Origin of the sequence: Ancylobacter polymorphus (assembly GCF_030813495.1) — a bacterium.
GTDB classification, from domain to species: Bacteria; Pseudomonadota; Alphaproteobacteria; order Rhizobiales; family Xanthobacteraceae; genus Ancylobacter; species Ancylobacter polymorphus.
The window spans coordinates 94,311-108,939 of sequence record NZ_JAUSUI010000008.1 but is presented as its reverse complement, the minus strand read 5'-3'; the positions used below and the strand labels follow the sequence as shown (position 1 = coordinate 108,939).

The window sequence follows — 14,629 nt, the reverse complement described above, 5'->3', positions numbered from 1 at the left end:
TCGATCAGGACGGGCCGCTTTTGCTAACCGGCGGAGCTTGCTTCAGGCTCGCTCCGGGTGCCCGCAATGGCGGCGTCATTCGCAGGTGCCGCCGGCACTTCCGGCAGGGCGATGGTGAACAGCGCGCCGCCCTCGACATCGGCGACGGTGAGCGTGCCGCCATAGTCGCGGATGATGCCGAAGCTGACGGAGAGGCCGAGGCCCGTGCCCTGCCCGGAAGGCTTGGTAGTGAAGAAGGGCTGGAAAATCTTGCCGATCACCGCCGGCGGAATGCCGCCGCCATTGTCGCGCACGGTGACGACGACGAAGCCCTGCCCTTCCGTCACGCGGCGGCCGATGGCGATGGCGATGCGGCCGGCAAAGTCCGGCTCGTGCCGGCGGCGGGCGCGGATGGCGTCACGCGCGTTCAGCACCAGATTGATCAGCACCTGTTCCAGCTGCTCCTGCCGGCAGGGCACGCGGGCCGTGCCGGCGCTGCCCGTGGCCGTCAGTTCGATGCCGTCGAGGCGGATTTCCGTGCCGAGCACCTGCAACGTCCCCTCCACCGCCGTTTCCGCCGAGGAGGGGTCGATGGTGAGCGCGTCCTTGCGCCCGAAGATGCGCATATGGTCGATGATCGCCTTCATGCGCTCGACCTGGCGGACGATGCGCGCCAGCTTCTCGCTGGTGTGCTCGGCCGGCAGGCCCTTGCGCAGGCCCGTAATCGCATTGCTGGCCGCCAGCCGGATGACCCCGAGCGGCTGGTTGATCTCATGCGCGAGGCCGGTCACCAGCTCGCCCAGCGCCGCCATTTTCGACATCTGGTAGAGCTTGTTCTCCTTCAGGCGCTTGGCGGTCTCATCCAGGGCGAATACCACGGCGGGCGCGGTGGCGGGATCCGTGCGGCCCGGTCCGTTGGGGGGCAGCCGGGTGATGACCATGCCGACCTCGAATTCCTCGCCATCGCCGGAGAAATACTCGATCGCCACCGAGGGGGCGGCATCCTCCTGCAGGCGGGCGAGGAATTCGGGCGATTCCACCCGCTCGGCGATCAGCCGCGGCAGCAGGCCGTCCGCCGCCTCGCCGATGCGCACCGCCCGCCCGTTCTCGACATGGAGCACATGGATGCCCGGCACCCGGCTGATCGCCTGCAGCACCTGCGCCTCGCGCTCCTGTGCCTGCGCCCTCAGTTCCCGCTCGCGATAGGTCCGCTCCAGCCGCGCATGCCGCGCGCCGAAAAGAGTGAGGGCGGCAAGCGTCAGGCTGAGGCCGCCGGCAATGCCCCAGATCGCGACGTGGAAATCGTGATTGTCGGAGTCGATTTCGGCGCGATCCACCGCCACCGCCACGAAGAACGGGAAACGGTTGGAATGCATGGAATAGCCGACGCGCCCCTGATCGTCCCAGGCGAGGCCGACATCGGCGCCATTGGCGGCGCCGGCTTTGATCGCCTCCTCCGGGAGGAGGTTGGCGGCCTGCAACCCGTCGACCTGCCGGTTCGCCGGAACGATAGCCCGCACCACACCGTCAAAGCCGACGAGAGCGATCAGGCCGTCGCCTTTCGGCAGCAGTTTCTCATAGAACTCGATGAAATCGGAAATCTGGTAGGAAGCGGCGATGATACCGCGCAGCTTGCCGTCATCCGCGCGCAGCGCGCGGGTGAACTGGAGCGACCAGGCGCCGCTGATCCGCCCCTTCACCGGCTTGCTGATGAAGATGCCGGTATCGGTCGGATCGTCGTTCATATGCACGCGAATATGTTCGCGGTCCGCCAGCGTCACGCCACTGCCGGGCGGCAGCAGATTGCTGGCGACGACGGCCCCGGTGGGGTCGACATAGGTCACCTGGATGACCGAGGCCGGGAGGCGGGCGGTGAGCAGGCGGGAATAGATTTCATCCGGCGAGGCGGCGTCCGGCAGGTTGGCGAAGCCATCGAGAAAGGAATCGATCGATTCGACCGTGCGTTCCAGATGCGAGGTCAGCGCCACCGCCAGCTTGCGCGAGGCGGAGATGGCGACCTCCTCCTCATGCGCGGTATGCAGCTTGATGGCGATCAGCGCCACCGAGGCCGGCAGCACGAAGGCCAGCACCAGCACGAACACGAGCAGCAGCCGGTACGAGGCCCCCTTCCACAGTGGCGTGGCCGGGGACATGTTCGCCGGCACAGCGGAAGGATCGGGCGGGTTCGGCACCGCCTGCGCTGAAGAATCCGACGTCATCGCCGCCAAGTCGAAAAGGGCATGTCGCTGCCGCCTCACCCCGCACCTGTGTCTTCGGAGCCGGTGGCGCCCGGACACTCTTGCAGTTCATTATGTCCTAGTCGCCCCGCCCTGTGGATGCAATCTTCCGCACCCGTTCGCAGCGTGCACGACCTGAGATGGCGGAAGCGGCGCCGGTTCCTTGCGATTCCTCGACCGACGGCGCGATTTTTCGCCCGGCGCCGGACCTTCCCCCGGCAATTCGATCCAAAATGGAGCGGTTTCCGCCGTTTCCCCACCGGAATGGCAGCGATTCGGCAGGCTTGGCCGGTGGCCGCGTGCGATCCTAGCGGTGCTCGTGCCGGTTGAGCGGCGGGCATTCTTCCACGGAGCGGACGATGATGGTCAGGTTGATCTGCGCGCTCGTGCTGGCGCTCTTATGCCTCGCCGTGCCGGAGGGGGCGCGCGCGCATGGACTCACCCTGCGCTGGATCGGCGCCGACGGCCAGGTCGCGCTGGAGAAGACGCTGCCGCTGGCCGAGCTCGACGCGCTTCCCCAGGTGACCATCGACACCGGCACGCCCTGGACCGAGGGCGTGCAGCGCTTCACCGGCCCCTCGCTCGGCGCGCTCGCGGCGCTGGGCGGCCGGCCGGTGCGGGAGGCGAAGGTGATAGCGCTCAACGACTATGTCGCCACCATTCCCGCCGAGGACTGGAAGGAACACGGCGCCATCCTGACCACGCGGATCAATGGCAAGACCATGCGGGTGCGCGACAAGGGGCCGTTCTGGGTGATGTACCCTATCGATTCCGATACGGCGCTGCGGCAGCAATATTACCAGTCGCGCATGGTCTGGCAGGTCAAGTCCATTGATTTTAGCGCGCAATAGTCGCTCGCCCGGCCTTCTCAAGCTCGGCCTCGTCGTCGCGTCCATTGCGCTCTTTCTCGCAACTGCGCTGGTCTATGTCCTGCAGACACGTCAGCAGGCCTTTCTCACCGCGACGATCCGCTCCTCCGGCTGGGTGGCCTATCAGGCGCAGCTGGAATTCGTGAAGACGCAGGCCGAATTCGCCAAGCTCGCCATCGTGCCGAGCACCCTGGGCATGGACAAGCTGATGCTGCGCCTCGAACTGCTGCGCTCGCGCCTGCCGCTGCTCTACGATTCCGACGAGGGCCGGGTGCTGAGCGATATCGTCGACACGCGCGGCCCGACGCAGATTTTCGAGACGCGGCTGGACCAGATCATCGATGAGGTGGGAAAACTCGATCCGGAGGATGGTGGCACGGCGCGGGAGCTGAAGAGGCTGAGCCAGGAGCTGGACCCGCTCGGTGAGGCGCTGCAGACCATTTTGATGCAGTCCGTCGCCTATAATCAGGAGATCTTCCAGCGCGAGCGCGCCTTGGCGCAGCGGCCCGGCGCGCTGCCGCTGGTGATGCTGTTCGTCAGCGGCGCCTGCCTTGCCGCCGTGCTCATCCTGCAGGCGCGCCGCGACCGCATGCGGCTGAACGACGTGCGTGAGGCACAGGCGGCGCTGGCGGCCATGGAGGAGAATCTGCGCGCCGTCATCCAGGCCGTGCCGGCCTGCGTGGTGGTGGCCGACCCGGACACCGACAAGGTGAACTTCATCAACCCGTCCGCCGCCGCCCTGGTCTCCCCCTCGCTGGACGATCCCGCCTGGCCGCGCTTCGTCCGGGCGGTCCGTGCCGCCGCCGGCGAGCCCGACACGCGGCGCTGGGGAGCGCTGAGCATGGGCTATGCCCGCAGCCCCGGCGACATCATCTCGCTGCGCGGATCGGTCGGCGCGGTGCTGTGGGAGCGACGCCCGCAGCAGCTCATCGTGGTGGTCGACACCTCGCAGGTGCGCAATGCCGAATTGCAGGTGATGCAGGCGGCCAAGCTGGCGACGCTGGGCGAGATGGCGACCGCCATCGCCCATGAACTCAACCAGCCGCTGGCGGTGATCAAGATGGCGGTGGCCAATGCCCGCCGCCTGCTCGACCCGCTGCCGGGCGGGGAGCCGGTGGCGGCCAAGCTGGAGCGCATCTCCGCGCAGGTCGATCGCGCCAAGCGCATCACCGACCAGGTCCGCCGCTATGGCCGCATGCCGACCGAGCAGCTTCTGCCCTTCTCGCTGCGCCATGCGGTGGAACTCGCCGCCGGCTTCGTCGCCGAGCAGTTCCGCGCCGCCAACATCGTGCTGTCGGTCGAGGCGGGCGTGCCGGCCGAATTGCTGGTGTTCGGCGAGCAGACCATGTTCGAGCAGGTCATCGTCAATGTGCTGATCAACGCCCGCGACGCCTTCGAAACGCAAGAACTCCGCGAAACGCAAGAACTCCGCGAAACGCAAGAACTTCGCGAAACGCAAGAACTTCGCGGATCACAGGAAAGCCGCGAAGCGCGGGATAATCGCCTGGCGCCGGCGACCGGCGACGCCCCGCCCTTTGCCGCAGCCGGCACGGCCCGGCGCGAAGTGCAGGTATCGATCCGGCAGGTGGAGGAGCGCGCGGTGATCGCGGTGCAGGACAATGCCGGCGGCGTGCCCGAGGACATTCTGGAACGCATGTTCGAGCCCTTCGCCACCACCAAATCGACCGAAAAGGGCACCGGGCTCGGCCTCTCGCTCGCGCGCAGCGTGGTGCGTGATATGAACGGTACCATCGTGGCGGAAAATGTCGGCGCCGGCGCGCGTTTCACCATCACTGTGCCGGCCTCGCTCATCAACGCCTCGCGGGATGCCGCATGAACGCCACACGCAGTATGCTGATCTGCGACGATGAAGAAGAACTCGCCCACGAGCTGGGCGAGTATTTCGCCTCGCTGGGCTGGCATGTCGCCCTCGCCATCACGGCAGAGGAGGCGATCGCGCAGCTGCGCGGCGGGCTGGCGCCGCAGGTGCTGATCACCGATCTGCGCATCGGCGCCGTCGACGGGCGGCAGGTGGTGGCTGAGGCCCGCGCCCTGCCGCCGGCGCTCTGCCCGGCGCTGGTCATCATCATCACCGGGCATGTCATGCACAATGTGACGGCGGCCGATCTCGACAGCGATTTCCTCTATGTGAAGCCGGTCGATCCCACGGAAGTGCTCGACGATATCGGCAGCTTCCTGGCCGGCGTGGCCCCGCCCCCGGCCTGACCATCGCCCCTATCGGCAACGGGCGAAAAAGCGCGCGTGACGACGCGGGGATGTGTCATTTCCCAAAGACGGATGCGCAACACTACCTTACAATTGGCGGCAGTCGCCGGGCGTGACATTCTTCTGGTCGTGAGCGGGCGTGTGGCGGTGCGAATGGTGGGTGCAACTGGGGTGGATTCGGAACTGCCGCGTGTTCTGCTGGTCGATGACGACCCGGACGTGCTGATCGAACTGAGCGAGGGGCTGGCCATGCTCGGCCTGCCGAGCCTGACCGCGAATACGCCGGTGGAAGCTATCGACCTCGTGCAGCGCAACGAGCAGCTGCAGGTGGTGGTGACCGATCTGCAAATGCCGCGCATCGACGGCATCGAACTGTTGCAGAAGCTCGCCTTGATGGGCCGCAAGCGCCCGCTCGCCACCATCATCATCACCGGCCACGCCTCGCTCGACCGGGCGGTGGGCGCGTTGCGTCTCAATGCGGTGGATTTCCTGCAGAAGCCGCTGCTGCCCGAGGAAGTCGCGCAGGCGGTGCGCCGGGCCTTCTCGCTGGTCGAGGACAGCGTCCGGCAGGCCAATGGACCGGCGCCGATGGCGGAAAAGCCGGTGGCCCGGCCAAATTATCTGAAGACGCTGGTGGCCGCGCGCGCCGACCGCGACGCCATCTTCCAGTCCGACCTGTTCTCGGACCCGGCGTGGGACATGCTGCTCGACTTGGCGGTGGCGGAAGCCTCCGGCCGGCCGATTTCGGTCACCAGCCTGTGCATCGCCTCCGGCGCGCCGACGACGACGGCGCTGCGGCGGATCGATGAATTGCGCGATGCCGGGCTGATCGAGCGCCGCCCCGACCCCGCCGATCGCCGGCGGATCATCGTCGAGCTGACGGAAAGCGGGCGCCAGCGGATGGAAACCTTCGTCAAGCGCCAGGCCGAGCGCCTCGGCCTTCCCCTGGACTGAGCCGGCCGCGCGCCGGCGGCCGGCGGCGGGCGTTCAGCCGACGAACTGGTAGCCGAGATAGCGCTTGGCGTCGATCACGTCATAGCCGAGCTTCAGACGCAGCTTCTTGCGCAGCTTGCTCATATGGCCTTCGACCACGCTCTCATCGACATCGTCGTTGAAGATGCCGTAGATCGTGTTGAAGATCTGGGTCTTGGTCACCCGCCGGCGGGCGTTCTTGACCAGATATTCCAGCATGTGCCGCTCGCGACGCGGCAGCGGCAGCGGGGCGCCGTCGATCTCCGGGTCACGGCCGTCGAAGAACACCTTCAGCCGGTCCTCGCGCGCCGCCGCGGGGGCGGCATTGGCGTTGACGCGCCGCCAGATGGCATCGGTGCGGGCGACGATCTCGCGGACATGCACGGGCTTGCGCACCACGTCGTCAATGCCGGCGGTGAACAGTTCCAGCGTCTGCGCCAGGCTTTTCTGGTCGCTCAGCGCCAGGATCGGCGCGGCGCTGTGCGAGCGGATCATCTCGGGGTAAGTCGGGCGCCGCTCGAAATCGCCGAGCAGAAAACCTTCCACCGCAGCAATATCATTTTCCGAAGCGCTCTCGATCCAGCCTTTGAACTCGTCTTCATTGAGGCCGAAGCTGGAAAAACCCTCCCGCGAAAAGCTGGAAACATAGCTTTCGGCAACAATAGAGCGGTCGTCGACGATGACATACATGATTCAATCCCCTGCCTTGAACCTGCAGTCATGCAATTCGGTGATTGCTGCCTGCACGTGTCCTTGGCCAAAGGACTATTTTGGTAAATATCTCCACTCAAGCCGAGTTGCTTCAGGGTTGGAGTGGGTTTCCTTCCATTCTGGCGGGTATCGCCGCCTCAGGCCGCGTCGCGGCAACGCCAAAGCCGCCCCTCGGGGGAAGCCGAGGGGCGGCGGCGTGAGATGCATCCGATGTGAATCGATCCGGGCTGCGCCCGCTCACACATGCCCGGCGCAATGCACGTCTTGCGCGTGTGCCGGGCCGGCGGCGCGGGGGGTCAGCCTTCGAACACCGTCTCGATCTTGCTCTTCAACGTCTGCGCGTTGAAGGGCTTGACGATGTAGTTGTTCACCCCCGCCTTCTTGGCGGCGATGACGTTTTCCGACTTCGCCTCGGCCGTGACCATGATGAAGGGCAGCGCGTTGAGGGCGCTGTCGTCGCGCACCTGCTTCAGCAGTTCGTAGCCCGTCATCGGCTCCATGTTCCAGTCGGAAATCACAAGCCCGTACTGCCGCTCCTTCAGCTTGGAGAGGGCTTCGACGCCGTCGGACGCCTCGTCCACGTCTTCAAAGCCGATCTGCTTCAGCAGGTTGCGAATGATGCGGACCATGGTCTTGTAATCGTCGACTACAAGAACCGGCATCGACAAATCCACGGCCATAAAGCGCTCCGTCCCTCAGCTAACAAGTTCCACGGGACAGCCACATGCCGCCCTTTCGTAGGTTCATGTTCTGAATTGCAATGCTTGCGCGAAGCTTGCAGGCCGAAACCTAGGGTTATTCTCAGGCCTTTGGCTTTGAACTATAAGAAATCATCGAAAACTTGCGAGTTAATGGGAGAATTTACATGTCGTCTGCCCGGCGGCCGTTCCGGATTGAAGCGAATGAACGACACAATGGGGCGGGAGAGAAGCACGTCGCCAACTCGATGACGATGCAGGGCTCCGTCTCCGCCCAGATAGGCCGTGTGCTGGAAGAGCTGCACGAGCTGCGCGGCGTGATCGCGCGGTTCGACCGCCGCTGCCCCGAAGCCGATCCCGAATGCTCGCGCCACGCCATGCTGATGGATGTGGAATCGATCCGGCAGGCGATCGACAACACCAAGAACGAGCTGGCCACGCTGCAGGCGGGCGGCGCCAAGGGAGCACGCTTCAACCGCGCCACCGACGAGCTCGACGCCGTCGTCGCGGATACCGAGGCGGCGACCGAGGACATTCTGCAGATGGCCGAGAACATCGACGGCGCGGCGATCTCGCTGGTGGCGGAGCTGGAAGGCAGCCACAAGATGCTGGCGCAGGCGATCCACAGCTATGCCACCCGCATCTTTGAGGCCTGCAATTTCCAGGACATCAGTGGCCAGCGTATCCGCAAGGTGGTGGACCTCATGGTCTTCATCGAGGAGCGGGTCGCGCGCATGTCCAACATCTGGGGCGGGCAGGAGGAAGTCTCGCGCATCGCCGAGACCATCGCCTCCGAGCGCACCGGCGACGAGGCCCTGCTCAACGGGCCGGCGCTGGCGGATGACGAGAACGTCGTCTCGCAGGACGACATCGACTCCCTCTTCGCCTGAGATCAGGCGCAGAAGGCCCGCGACTGGGCGGTCCAGCTTCCGAAGCCGGACCGGACCAGATTGCGGATGACGGCACAGACATAGCGCTTCTGCGCCGGATCATTGTTCGGCCCGGCATTGTAGCGGGCCGCCGCCATCGTCCAGTTGCCATGACGCTGCCGCAGTTCCGCAAGGAAGCGGGCGGCGTAGTCGACATTGCGCTCCGGATCGAACATCTCCGCCACCGAGGCGAACTGGTCGCCATGCCAGCGATGGTTGATCTGCATGCAGCCGAGATCGACCAGGTTCACCCCCCGCGCCTTGAACTCCGCCAGCTTGCGCGCACCATCGGCGGGGCTCGTGGCGACATGGCTTTTCCCCCCCGCATTCATCGCCAGAGGCTGCAGCGTGCCATTGCCGCCGGTCTCGGTCATGCCGACCGCATAGAGTATCGCCAGCGGCACGCCATGTTTGGCCGAGGCGCGCGCCATCGCCGCCTCGCACACGCCGAGGCGCGCCCCGGCCGCCGCGCTGGCGGGCGTGCCGGCAGGCGTGCTGGGGGGCGTTTGCGTCGCCGAGGCGTTCGGCGCGGCGGCAAGCTCAGGGCTGCTGGTCAGCAGCGCCGCCATCAGCAGCGCGGAAAGCCGCATCTTCATCCTGTCGTCTCCTTCGGCGCGGGTCAGAATCGCCGGAATTCCCCTCGCGGGACCCGTTCCCCTCGCGGCGCTCCCAGTCCACCGGCGCGAAGGCGTCCTCGCCGGTGAGGCGGGGCGGCAGGCCGGTCTGGCTGATGGTGAGGTCGAGCGGGCCGGCATCGGCATCGGCCAGCGTGGCGATGAGGCTGGCGCGGTCCTGCTCCAGCAGGTGCGCCGTCTCCGCTCGCGCGGCATGAACGTGGATCTCCAGACCGTTGCGGCCGGTGCGCAGCCGCACCGTCACCAGGCCGAGTTCCAGCGGGCGGAGCTGGATTTCCAGCACACGCACCGGGCCGCGCGCCGGTATGGCCGCGCCAGCGGCGGAAGAGCCCGGCGCTTCCGCGCGAACGGCCTCGGCAAGGATGCTGCCGAGCTGTACCGCCGCTGGCGACGGAGCGGCCCCCGCCGGCGCAGCGACAGGCGCGGGAGTGGCGGCGGTGTCGCTGGCAACCGGGGCGGGGGTCGGCGTCTCGGTCGCGACCTCGGACGCGCCGCGCACCCTCTCCGCGCCGGCGGTCGCCCGGACCGGCATCCGCGCGGCGGGGCGTTCCTCGGGCGGAGCCGTGTCGGTGGACGGCGGCGGCGCCTCGCCCGCCTGGGCGGATATGTCGACAACGCGCGCAGCGGGGCGACGCTCGTTCGAGGTGGGCACCGGACGGTCGAACGCCGGCCCTTCGGAGGCGGCCAAGGCGGAAGCGGCAGAGGCGGAAGCCGCTGCGACCGTGGCCGCCGGGACCGCAACGGCCGCCGCCTGCGCCTCCGCTTCCGCCGCCTGCGGAAGCGCGAGGGAAGGCCGGGGCGCGGCCGGTGTTTGGTCGGGCACGGCAGGCGGCGTCGGCCCGGCCTCGCGCGGCAGCACCGGCGCGAAATGCGTCTCGCACAACACCACCTTGGCGCTGGGGACCGGCGCCTCGTCCGGCGTGGCCCCCTCCTCCAGCGTCGCGACCATGGCCGAGTCGCTCGTGCCTTCCGGCACATCCGCCTCTTGCGGCAGCGCCGAAGGGGCGGGCAGCAGGGTCGCGAGCATCGCCGCCGGCAGCGGGGACGTTGAGGGCGCCGCATCGTTCGCAGCCGCCGGTACGACGGGTGTCCGTTCCTCCGGGCGATCGGATGACCGCGCGGGCGCGGACCGACCGGCCTCGACCGGGAGAGGACGCGGCGCGCCATCCTCCTCCGAGGATGCGGGCGTCGCCTCCGGCCGCGGGGAGAACAGGCGGGTGGCATCGGCGCGCACCGGCGCCGGTGACGAAGAGGGCCGGGTCCGCTCCGGGCGGGGGGAGGTCTCGTCACCGGCCATCGACCGCGGGGCGGCGGGAGCAGGCGCGCCCTCCCCCGCCTCGGCGTCTCGGTCGGGGCGAGCGGCGGACGGCATCTGAGCCACCGTTTCCGCCTCCCCGTTCGGCAGGGGGAGAATGGACGGCGACGCAGGCAACGGCGCTGCCGGCGTCGAGAGGATGTGCGCCACGGTGCCGGGCGCTGCGGGGCGGGCCAACGCAGTTTCCGCGGCCGGGGTGGACCGGGGCATCGCCGGCCCGTTCTCGCGCGGCGTTTCACCCGCGCCGCTGGCGGGCGGCTCGCCGAACGGCCGGGCGGCGGACGGCACGACGGCGGCCGGGCGGGCGGACCGCGCGAGCAGCGCGCCGAGGTCCATCGCCGCCGGCGGCCGCTCCGTCCCGGGAATCGGGTTGGCGGGCACGGCGGCTTGATCCGGGGCCTGCTCCGGAGCGGGCGTCGTCTCCGCCGCCTCCAGCCGCACCGGCGCGCCGAAGCGCGGCGCCGGCAGCGTGGATCGTTCGGCTCGCGGGCCGGCGGAAGGCGCCGACGCCTCGGGTGCGGCGGCGGGCCGTCCATCCAGCTCGGCGAGCAGGGCGGCGAACGCGTCGCCGCCGTCCCCGCGCTCGGCGCGGCCGGGCAAATCGTCGGCGGTGGCGGTGCGGGCGGCGTTGAGCGGAACCGGGATCATAGCGGCGCGTCTCCCAGGGCTTTGTCGGCGGCCTCAAGCGCGGCCTGGGCCGAGGCAAGCACGGCCGGCGGCATGGCGTCCTGGCCGCCGTCCTGGCCCGTCTCCGGGGCGACCGGCCCCTGGGCTTCCGGCGCGCCGGCCTCGCCCCCGAGCCCGGCCGGCGGCGGCACCGGCACATTGACGGCATCGCTGATCGACGCGCCCACCGCCAGCGCCGCGCCGAGCAGCCGCGCATCCTCGCTGCCGAAGCGCTCGCGGGCGATGCTGGCGAGGGCCGCGCTGGCCTCGTCGAAGCGGCCGGGCGCGGCGATGATCGCGGCGGCGCGGTACAGCGTGGCGCGGTCGGCTTCCAGGCTGCCGAACACCGTGCCCTTCAGTACCAGCTCCGAGGCCAGCGCCGCCGCCGTGGTCTTGCCCTGCGCCAGCGCCGCCTGGGCGATGAGCAGCGCGACCTCGCGGCGGCTTTCGGGTTCCAGCGGGGCCAGGAGTTCGTGGACGCGGTGGAATTCGTCGGCGCTGTCGATGAAGCTCATGCGCGTCAGCGCGGCGGCGAAGCGCAGGCGGAAATTGCCGGCATAGACCGAGTGCCGGTAGCGGGCGAGATAGGTCGAGGTCAGGCGCTCGAAGCTGGCGAGTTCGTTGGCCTGGGCGGCGATGAAGATCTCGCGGCGCAGCGCGGCCTCCTCCACCAGCGTGCCCGGCGCCAAAAGGCGGGCGCGGCCCAGCAGCACCGAGGCGCGCGGGGGGTCGCGACGCACCCACAAAGCGGCCTGCGCCAGCGCCACCTGGCCGGCGAGGCTGTCCGGCAGCTGGCGCGCATCAATCTCGCCGAGCTGCTTCAGCGCCTCCGGCTCACGGCCTTCGAGATAGGCGAGCGTGCCGCGCAGCAGCCTCTCATCGACGGCGGGGCTGGCGCCCTGACCCAGCACCGCCCGCAGCACGCCCGGCCCGCCGCCGCTCAGCGCGAAGACGATGAGCGCGCGGGCGTTCTGCGGGTCGTTCCAGGCGGAGGCATCCGCCGCGCGGAAGCTCTGGTCGATGCGGGCGATCAGCGCGTTCTGCGCCGTCAGGGCGTTCGGCTCGCCCGCCGCCATACGGTCCTGCAGGCGCTGGAGCTCGCGCACCTCGCGGTAGAGCGGCGGCGCGGGCGGCAGTTCGGGAGCATTGGCGGCGGAGGCGGGCTCATCCTTGGCGGGCGCCTCCTTGGCGGCGGCTTCCGGCGCCGTGGCTTCCGCCGCCTGCGCCGACGAGAACACGGCAAGCGTCGGCAGGGCGAGCAGCGCGGTCGTGCGCTCCATCGGCTCCGGAAGATCAGGCTCCGCCATCGGCGCGGCGGGGGCCTCGGGCGCCGCGAGGGTGACCGCCGGCGCGACAGCCGGGGCGACCATCGGCGCCGCCGCCGGCGAGACGACCGCCGGAGAGACGACCGGGGACGGCGCCGGCGCGGCCGCCGCGGCGCGAGCCGCCGAAACGGTCGGGGCGAAGGAGCGGGGATCGAAGGAATCGGCGGTGAAGGCCAGCGAAACGAAAGTGTCCGGCCCGACCGCCTCCGACGCGAGCAGCGCCGGTGCCGGCACAAGCCCCGCGAAGGGCTGAGGGGTCGGCGCGGGCGCCGCCACCCCTGTCGGCGCCGCGATCGGCGTTTCCACGGGCGCGGTCTGGAAGGCGACCGGCGACCGCGCTTCCGCCCCGCCCAGAGCCGGGCGCGCGGGGGGCAGCGGCACGCGCAGCGTCGCCACCCGCGACACCGGCGCCTCGGCTGCCAGTGCCGGATGCGCGGGCGGGAGCGGCGCCGACAGGGCGGGCGCCGACGCGTCGGGCGCGGGGTCGGCGGTGCCCGGCTCGACCAAGGCCGTGACCGCAGCGGCCGGGGCCTGCGCCGCGAGATCGGCGGGGCGCGGCAGCGGGCGCGGCGCCTCGAGCGGCATCCGGCGCGGCGCCGCCGGCGGCATCACCGCCGGCTTCGGCAGGGGTGTGGGCACCACCACGGGCGTGAGCGCGGGCAGCGCTTCGCCATCGCCCGTCGCCTCTCCGCCCGCATCGGCCGGCGCGGCATCGGCTGGGCGCACCTCGCCCCAAGGGTCCTTGGCCAGAGCCGGGCCGCCGGCGAGCAGCAGCGCGGCGAGGAGTGTGGCGGACAAAGCAACGCGGCTCATCGGGCGGGCTCCTGCAACACGATCTCGATCCGGCGGTTTTCCGGCGCGTTGGGGTCGGCCTTGTTCTTGAGATTGCGGTCGGCGAAACCGACGATCTGCTGGATACGCCCTTCCGGGAGTCCGCCGCGCACCAGCATGTAATGGGCGATGTTGGCGCGGGCGGCGGAGAGCTGCCAATTGTCATAGGTCGGCGAGCGGAAGGGCCGCCCGTCGGTATAGCCGCGGATCACCACATCGCCGGGCCGGTCCTTCAATGTCTGGGCGATGCGCGCCATGGCGGCGACCATGCGCGCATCCGGCACCGCCGAGCCGATGGGGAACATGGAGAAGTCGAGGTCGTCGGTCAGGCTGATCACCGTGCCCTCGCCGGTCTTGCGCACCGTCACCTGCGGGCCGGTGGCGCCGCCCATGGCGGCGGCGAGGTCGGCCTTGATCTGCTCTTCCAGCTTTTCCGCCGGTCCCTGCGCGCCCTCGGTGCGGGCGGGGCCATTGGCCGCCACCGCCTTGGCGCTGTCGCCGTCGGGGGCCGACGAGGCGGCCTTGGTCGCCCCGGCAACGCCGCCGGCGCGGGCGGAGTCCGGCGTCGGGCCGCCGGCGGGCGAGCCATCCATCCCCTCGACGGCGGGGTTGGGCGTGTCGCGCTTGGCGCCCGCATCCGGCCGTGCGCCCTGCGGCGCGCCGATACCGGCGGTGCCGGGCGCCGTCGCCTGCGCCTTGCGGGTGGAAGTCATCTGCCAATAGACCGGGTCGAACGGGTCGCGCGTCGCATCGCCGCTGCCGGTGCCCGGCTCGCTATTGACGCCGATCGGGGCGTCGAGCGAGGTCGGCGTGCCGGGCGGCGCATCGGCGACGATCTCGGCGAGCACGGCATAGGGGTCCTGGAACAGCGCCGCCTCGCGCGGGCCCTGCTGCACCTCCTCACCCTTGCCGGTGTTCTCGCCCACCGTGTCCTTCAGCGCGGACATCTGGTCGCCATCGTCCGAGGTGCCGACATCCTTGACGTCCTCGGGATCGTTCAGTCCCTTCCGCTCGCTCACGCTGTCGGCAAGGTTCACCGGATTGAAGTAATTGGCGATCGCCTTGCGCACATCCTTGTCGGTGACGTTGATCAGCCACATGATGAGGAAGAACGCCATCATCGCCGTCATGAAGTCGGCATGGGCGACCTTCCAGGCGCTGGAATGATGCTCGTGCTCATCTTCCTCGTAGCGCTTGATGATGATCATTTCCTGGTGTTCGGGACCGGCCATGGCC

Annotated in this window: 12 protein-coding genes; 5 read left to right on the top strand and 7 right to left on the bottom strand. The window is 69.6% G+C overall.

Translation table 11 applies throughout. From position 1 onward, the window contains the following. Positions 1–23: 23 nt before the first annotated feature. The gene (locus tag J2S75_RS18030) at positions 24–2,132 is read right to left on the bottom strand and encodes an ATP-binding protein (protein ID WP_307021903.1); all 2,109 of its coding nucleotides are present in this window, start codon (positions 2,130–2,132) and stop codon (positions 24–26) included. A 443-nt stretch (positions 2,133–2,575) separates the two neighbouring features. Between J2S75_RS18030 and J2S75_RS18025 the strand changes: the two genes are divergently transcribed. The 4 genes from J2S75_RS18025 to J2S75_RS18010 all read left to right on the top strand — a co-directional run bounded on the left by J2S75_RS18025 (position 2,576) and on the right by J2S75_RS18010 (position 6,265). After that, a complete protein-coding gene (locus J2S75_RS18025; RefSeq protein WP_307021901.1) occupies positions 2,576–3,067 on the top strand; it encodes a putative pterin-binding protein in 492 nt (163 codons plus the stop codon). Continuing rightward, positions 3,048–4,922 carry a sensor histidine kinase gene (locus tag J2S75_RS18020; protein WP_307021899.1) on the top strand — a complete coding sequence of 625 codons (1,875 nt, stop codon included), beginning with the start codon at positions 3,048–3,050 and terminating at the stop codon, positions 4,920–4,922. Before J2S75_RS18025 ends, J2S75_RS18020 begins: the two co-directional genes overlap by 20 nt. Next, positions 4,919–5,311: a response regulator gene (locus J2S75_RS18015; protein WP_307021897.1), complete on the top strand. Its 393-nt coding sequence runs from the start codon at positions 4,919–4,921 to the stop codon at positions 5,309–5,311. Before J2S75_RS18020 ends, J2S75_RS18015 begins: the two co-directional genes overlap by 4 nt. Before the next feature lie 153 nt (positions 5,312–5,464). Continuing rightward, entirely contained in the window at positions 5,465–6,265 is an 801-nt protein-coding gene (locus J2S75_RS18010; RefSeq protein WP_307021894.1) for a response regulator, read from the top strand. A gap of 33 nt (positions 6,266–6,298) precedes the next feature. Here the strand turns inward: J2S75_RS18010 and J2S75_RS18005 are convergent, their stop codons facing one another. After that, on the bottom strand, positions 6,299–6,973 hold the full coding sequence (locus J2S75_RS18005; RefSeq protein WP_307021892.1) for a response regulator transcription factor: 675 nt from the start codon (positions 6,971–6,973) through the stop codon (positions 6,299–6,301). Between the two features lie 317 nt (positions 6,974–7,290). Further along, complete coding sequence (locus tag J2S75_RS18000) at positions 7,291–7,674, bottom strand: response regulator (protein ID WP_244450456.1); 384 nt, start codon at positions 7,672–7,674, stop codon at positions 7,291–7,293. A 185-nt stretch (positions 7,675–7,859) separates the two neighbouring features. On the opposite strand from J2S75_RS18000, the gene J2S75_RS17995 reads away from it, so the two are divergent. Then, the gene (locus J2S75_RS17995) at positions 7,860–8,582 is read left to right on the top strand and encodes a protein phosphatase CheZ (protein WP_307021889.1); all 723 of its coding nucleotides are present in this window, start codon (positions 7,860–7,862) and stop codon (positions 8,580–8,582) included. A gap of 2 nt (positions 8,583–8,584) precedes the next feature. Here J2S75_RS17995 and J2S75_RS17990 read toward each other — a convergent pair whose 3' ends face one another. Genes J2S75_RS17990 through J2S75_RS17975 form a run of 4 tightly spaced genes read right to left on the bottom strand, consistent with a single transcriptional unit; the run spans position 8,585 to position 14,625 of the window. Next, positions 8,585–9,217, bottom strand: a complete 633-nt coding sequence (locus J2S75_RS17990) for a lytic transglycosylase domain-containing protein (RefSeq protein WP_307021887.1) — start codon at positions 9,215–9,217, stop codon at positions 8,585–8,587. Next, positions 9,162–11,219: a flagellar hook-length control protein FliK gene (fliK, locus tag J2S75_RS17985; protein WP_307021885.1), complete on the bottom strand. Its 2,058-nt coding sequence runs from the start codon at positions 11,217–11,219 to the stop codon at positions 9,162–9,164. The genes J2S75_RS17990 and fliK overlap by 56 nt, the downstream gene beginning before the upstream one ends. Next, a complete protein-coding gene (locus J2S75_RS17980; RefSeq protein ID WP_307021883.1) occupies positions 11,216–13,375 on the bottom strand; it encodes a MotC family chemotaxis protein in 2,160 nt (719 codons plus the stop codon). The genes fliK and J2S75_RS17980 overlap by 4 nt, the downstream gene beginning before the upstream one ends. Next, positions 13,372–14,625 (bottom strand): MotB family protein, encoded by a 1,254-nt coding sequence (locus J2S75_RS17975; protein ID WP_307021881.1) that lies wholly within the window; start codon positions 14,623–14,625, stop codon positions 13,372–13,374. Before J2S75_RS17975 ends, J2S75_RS17980 begins: the two co-directional genes overlap by 4 nt. Positions 14,626–14,629 lie beyond the last annotated feature (4 nt).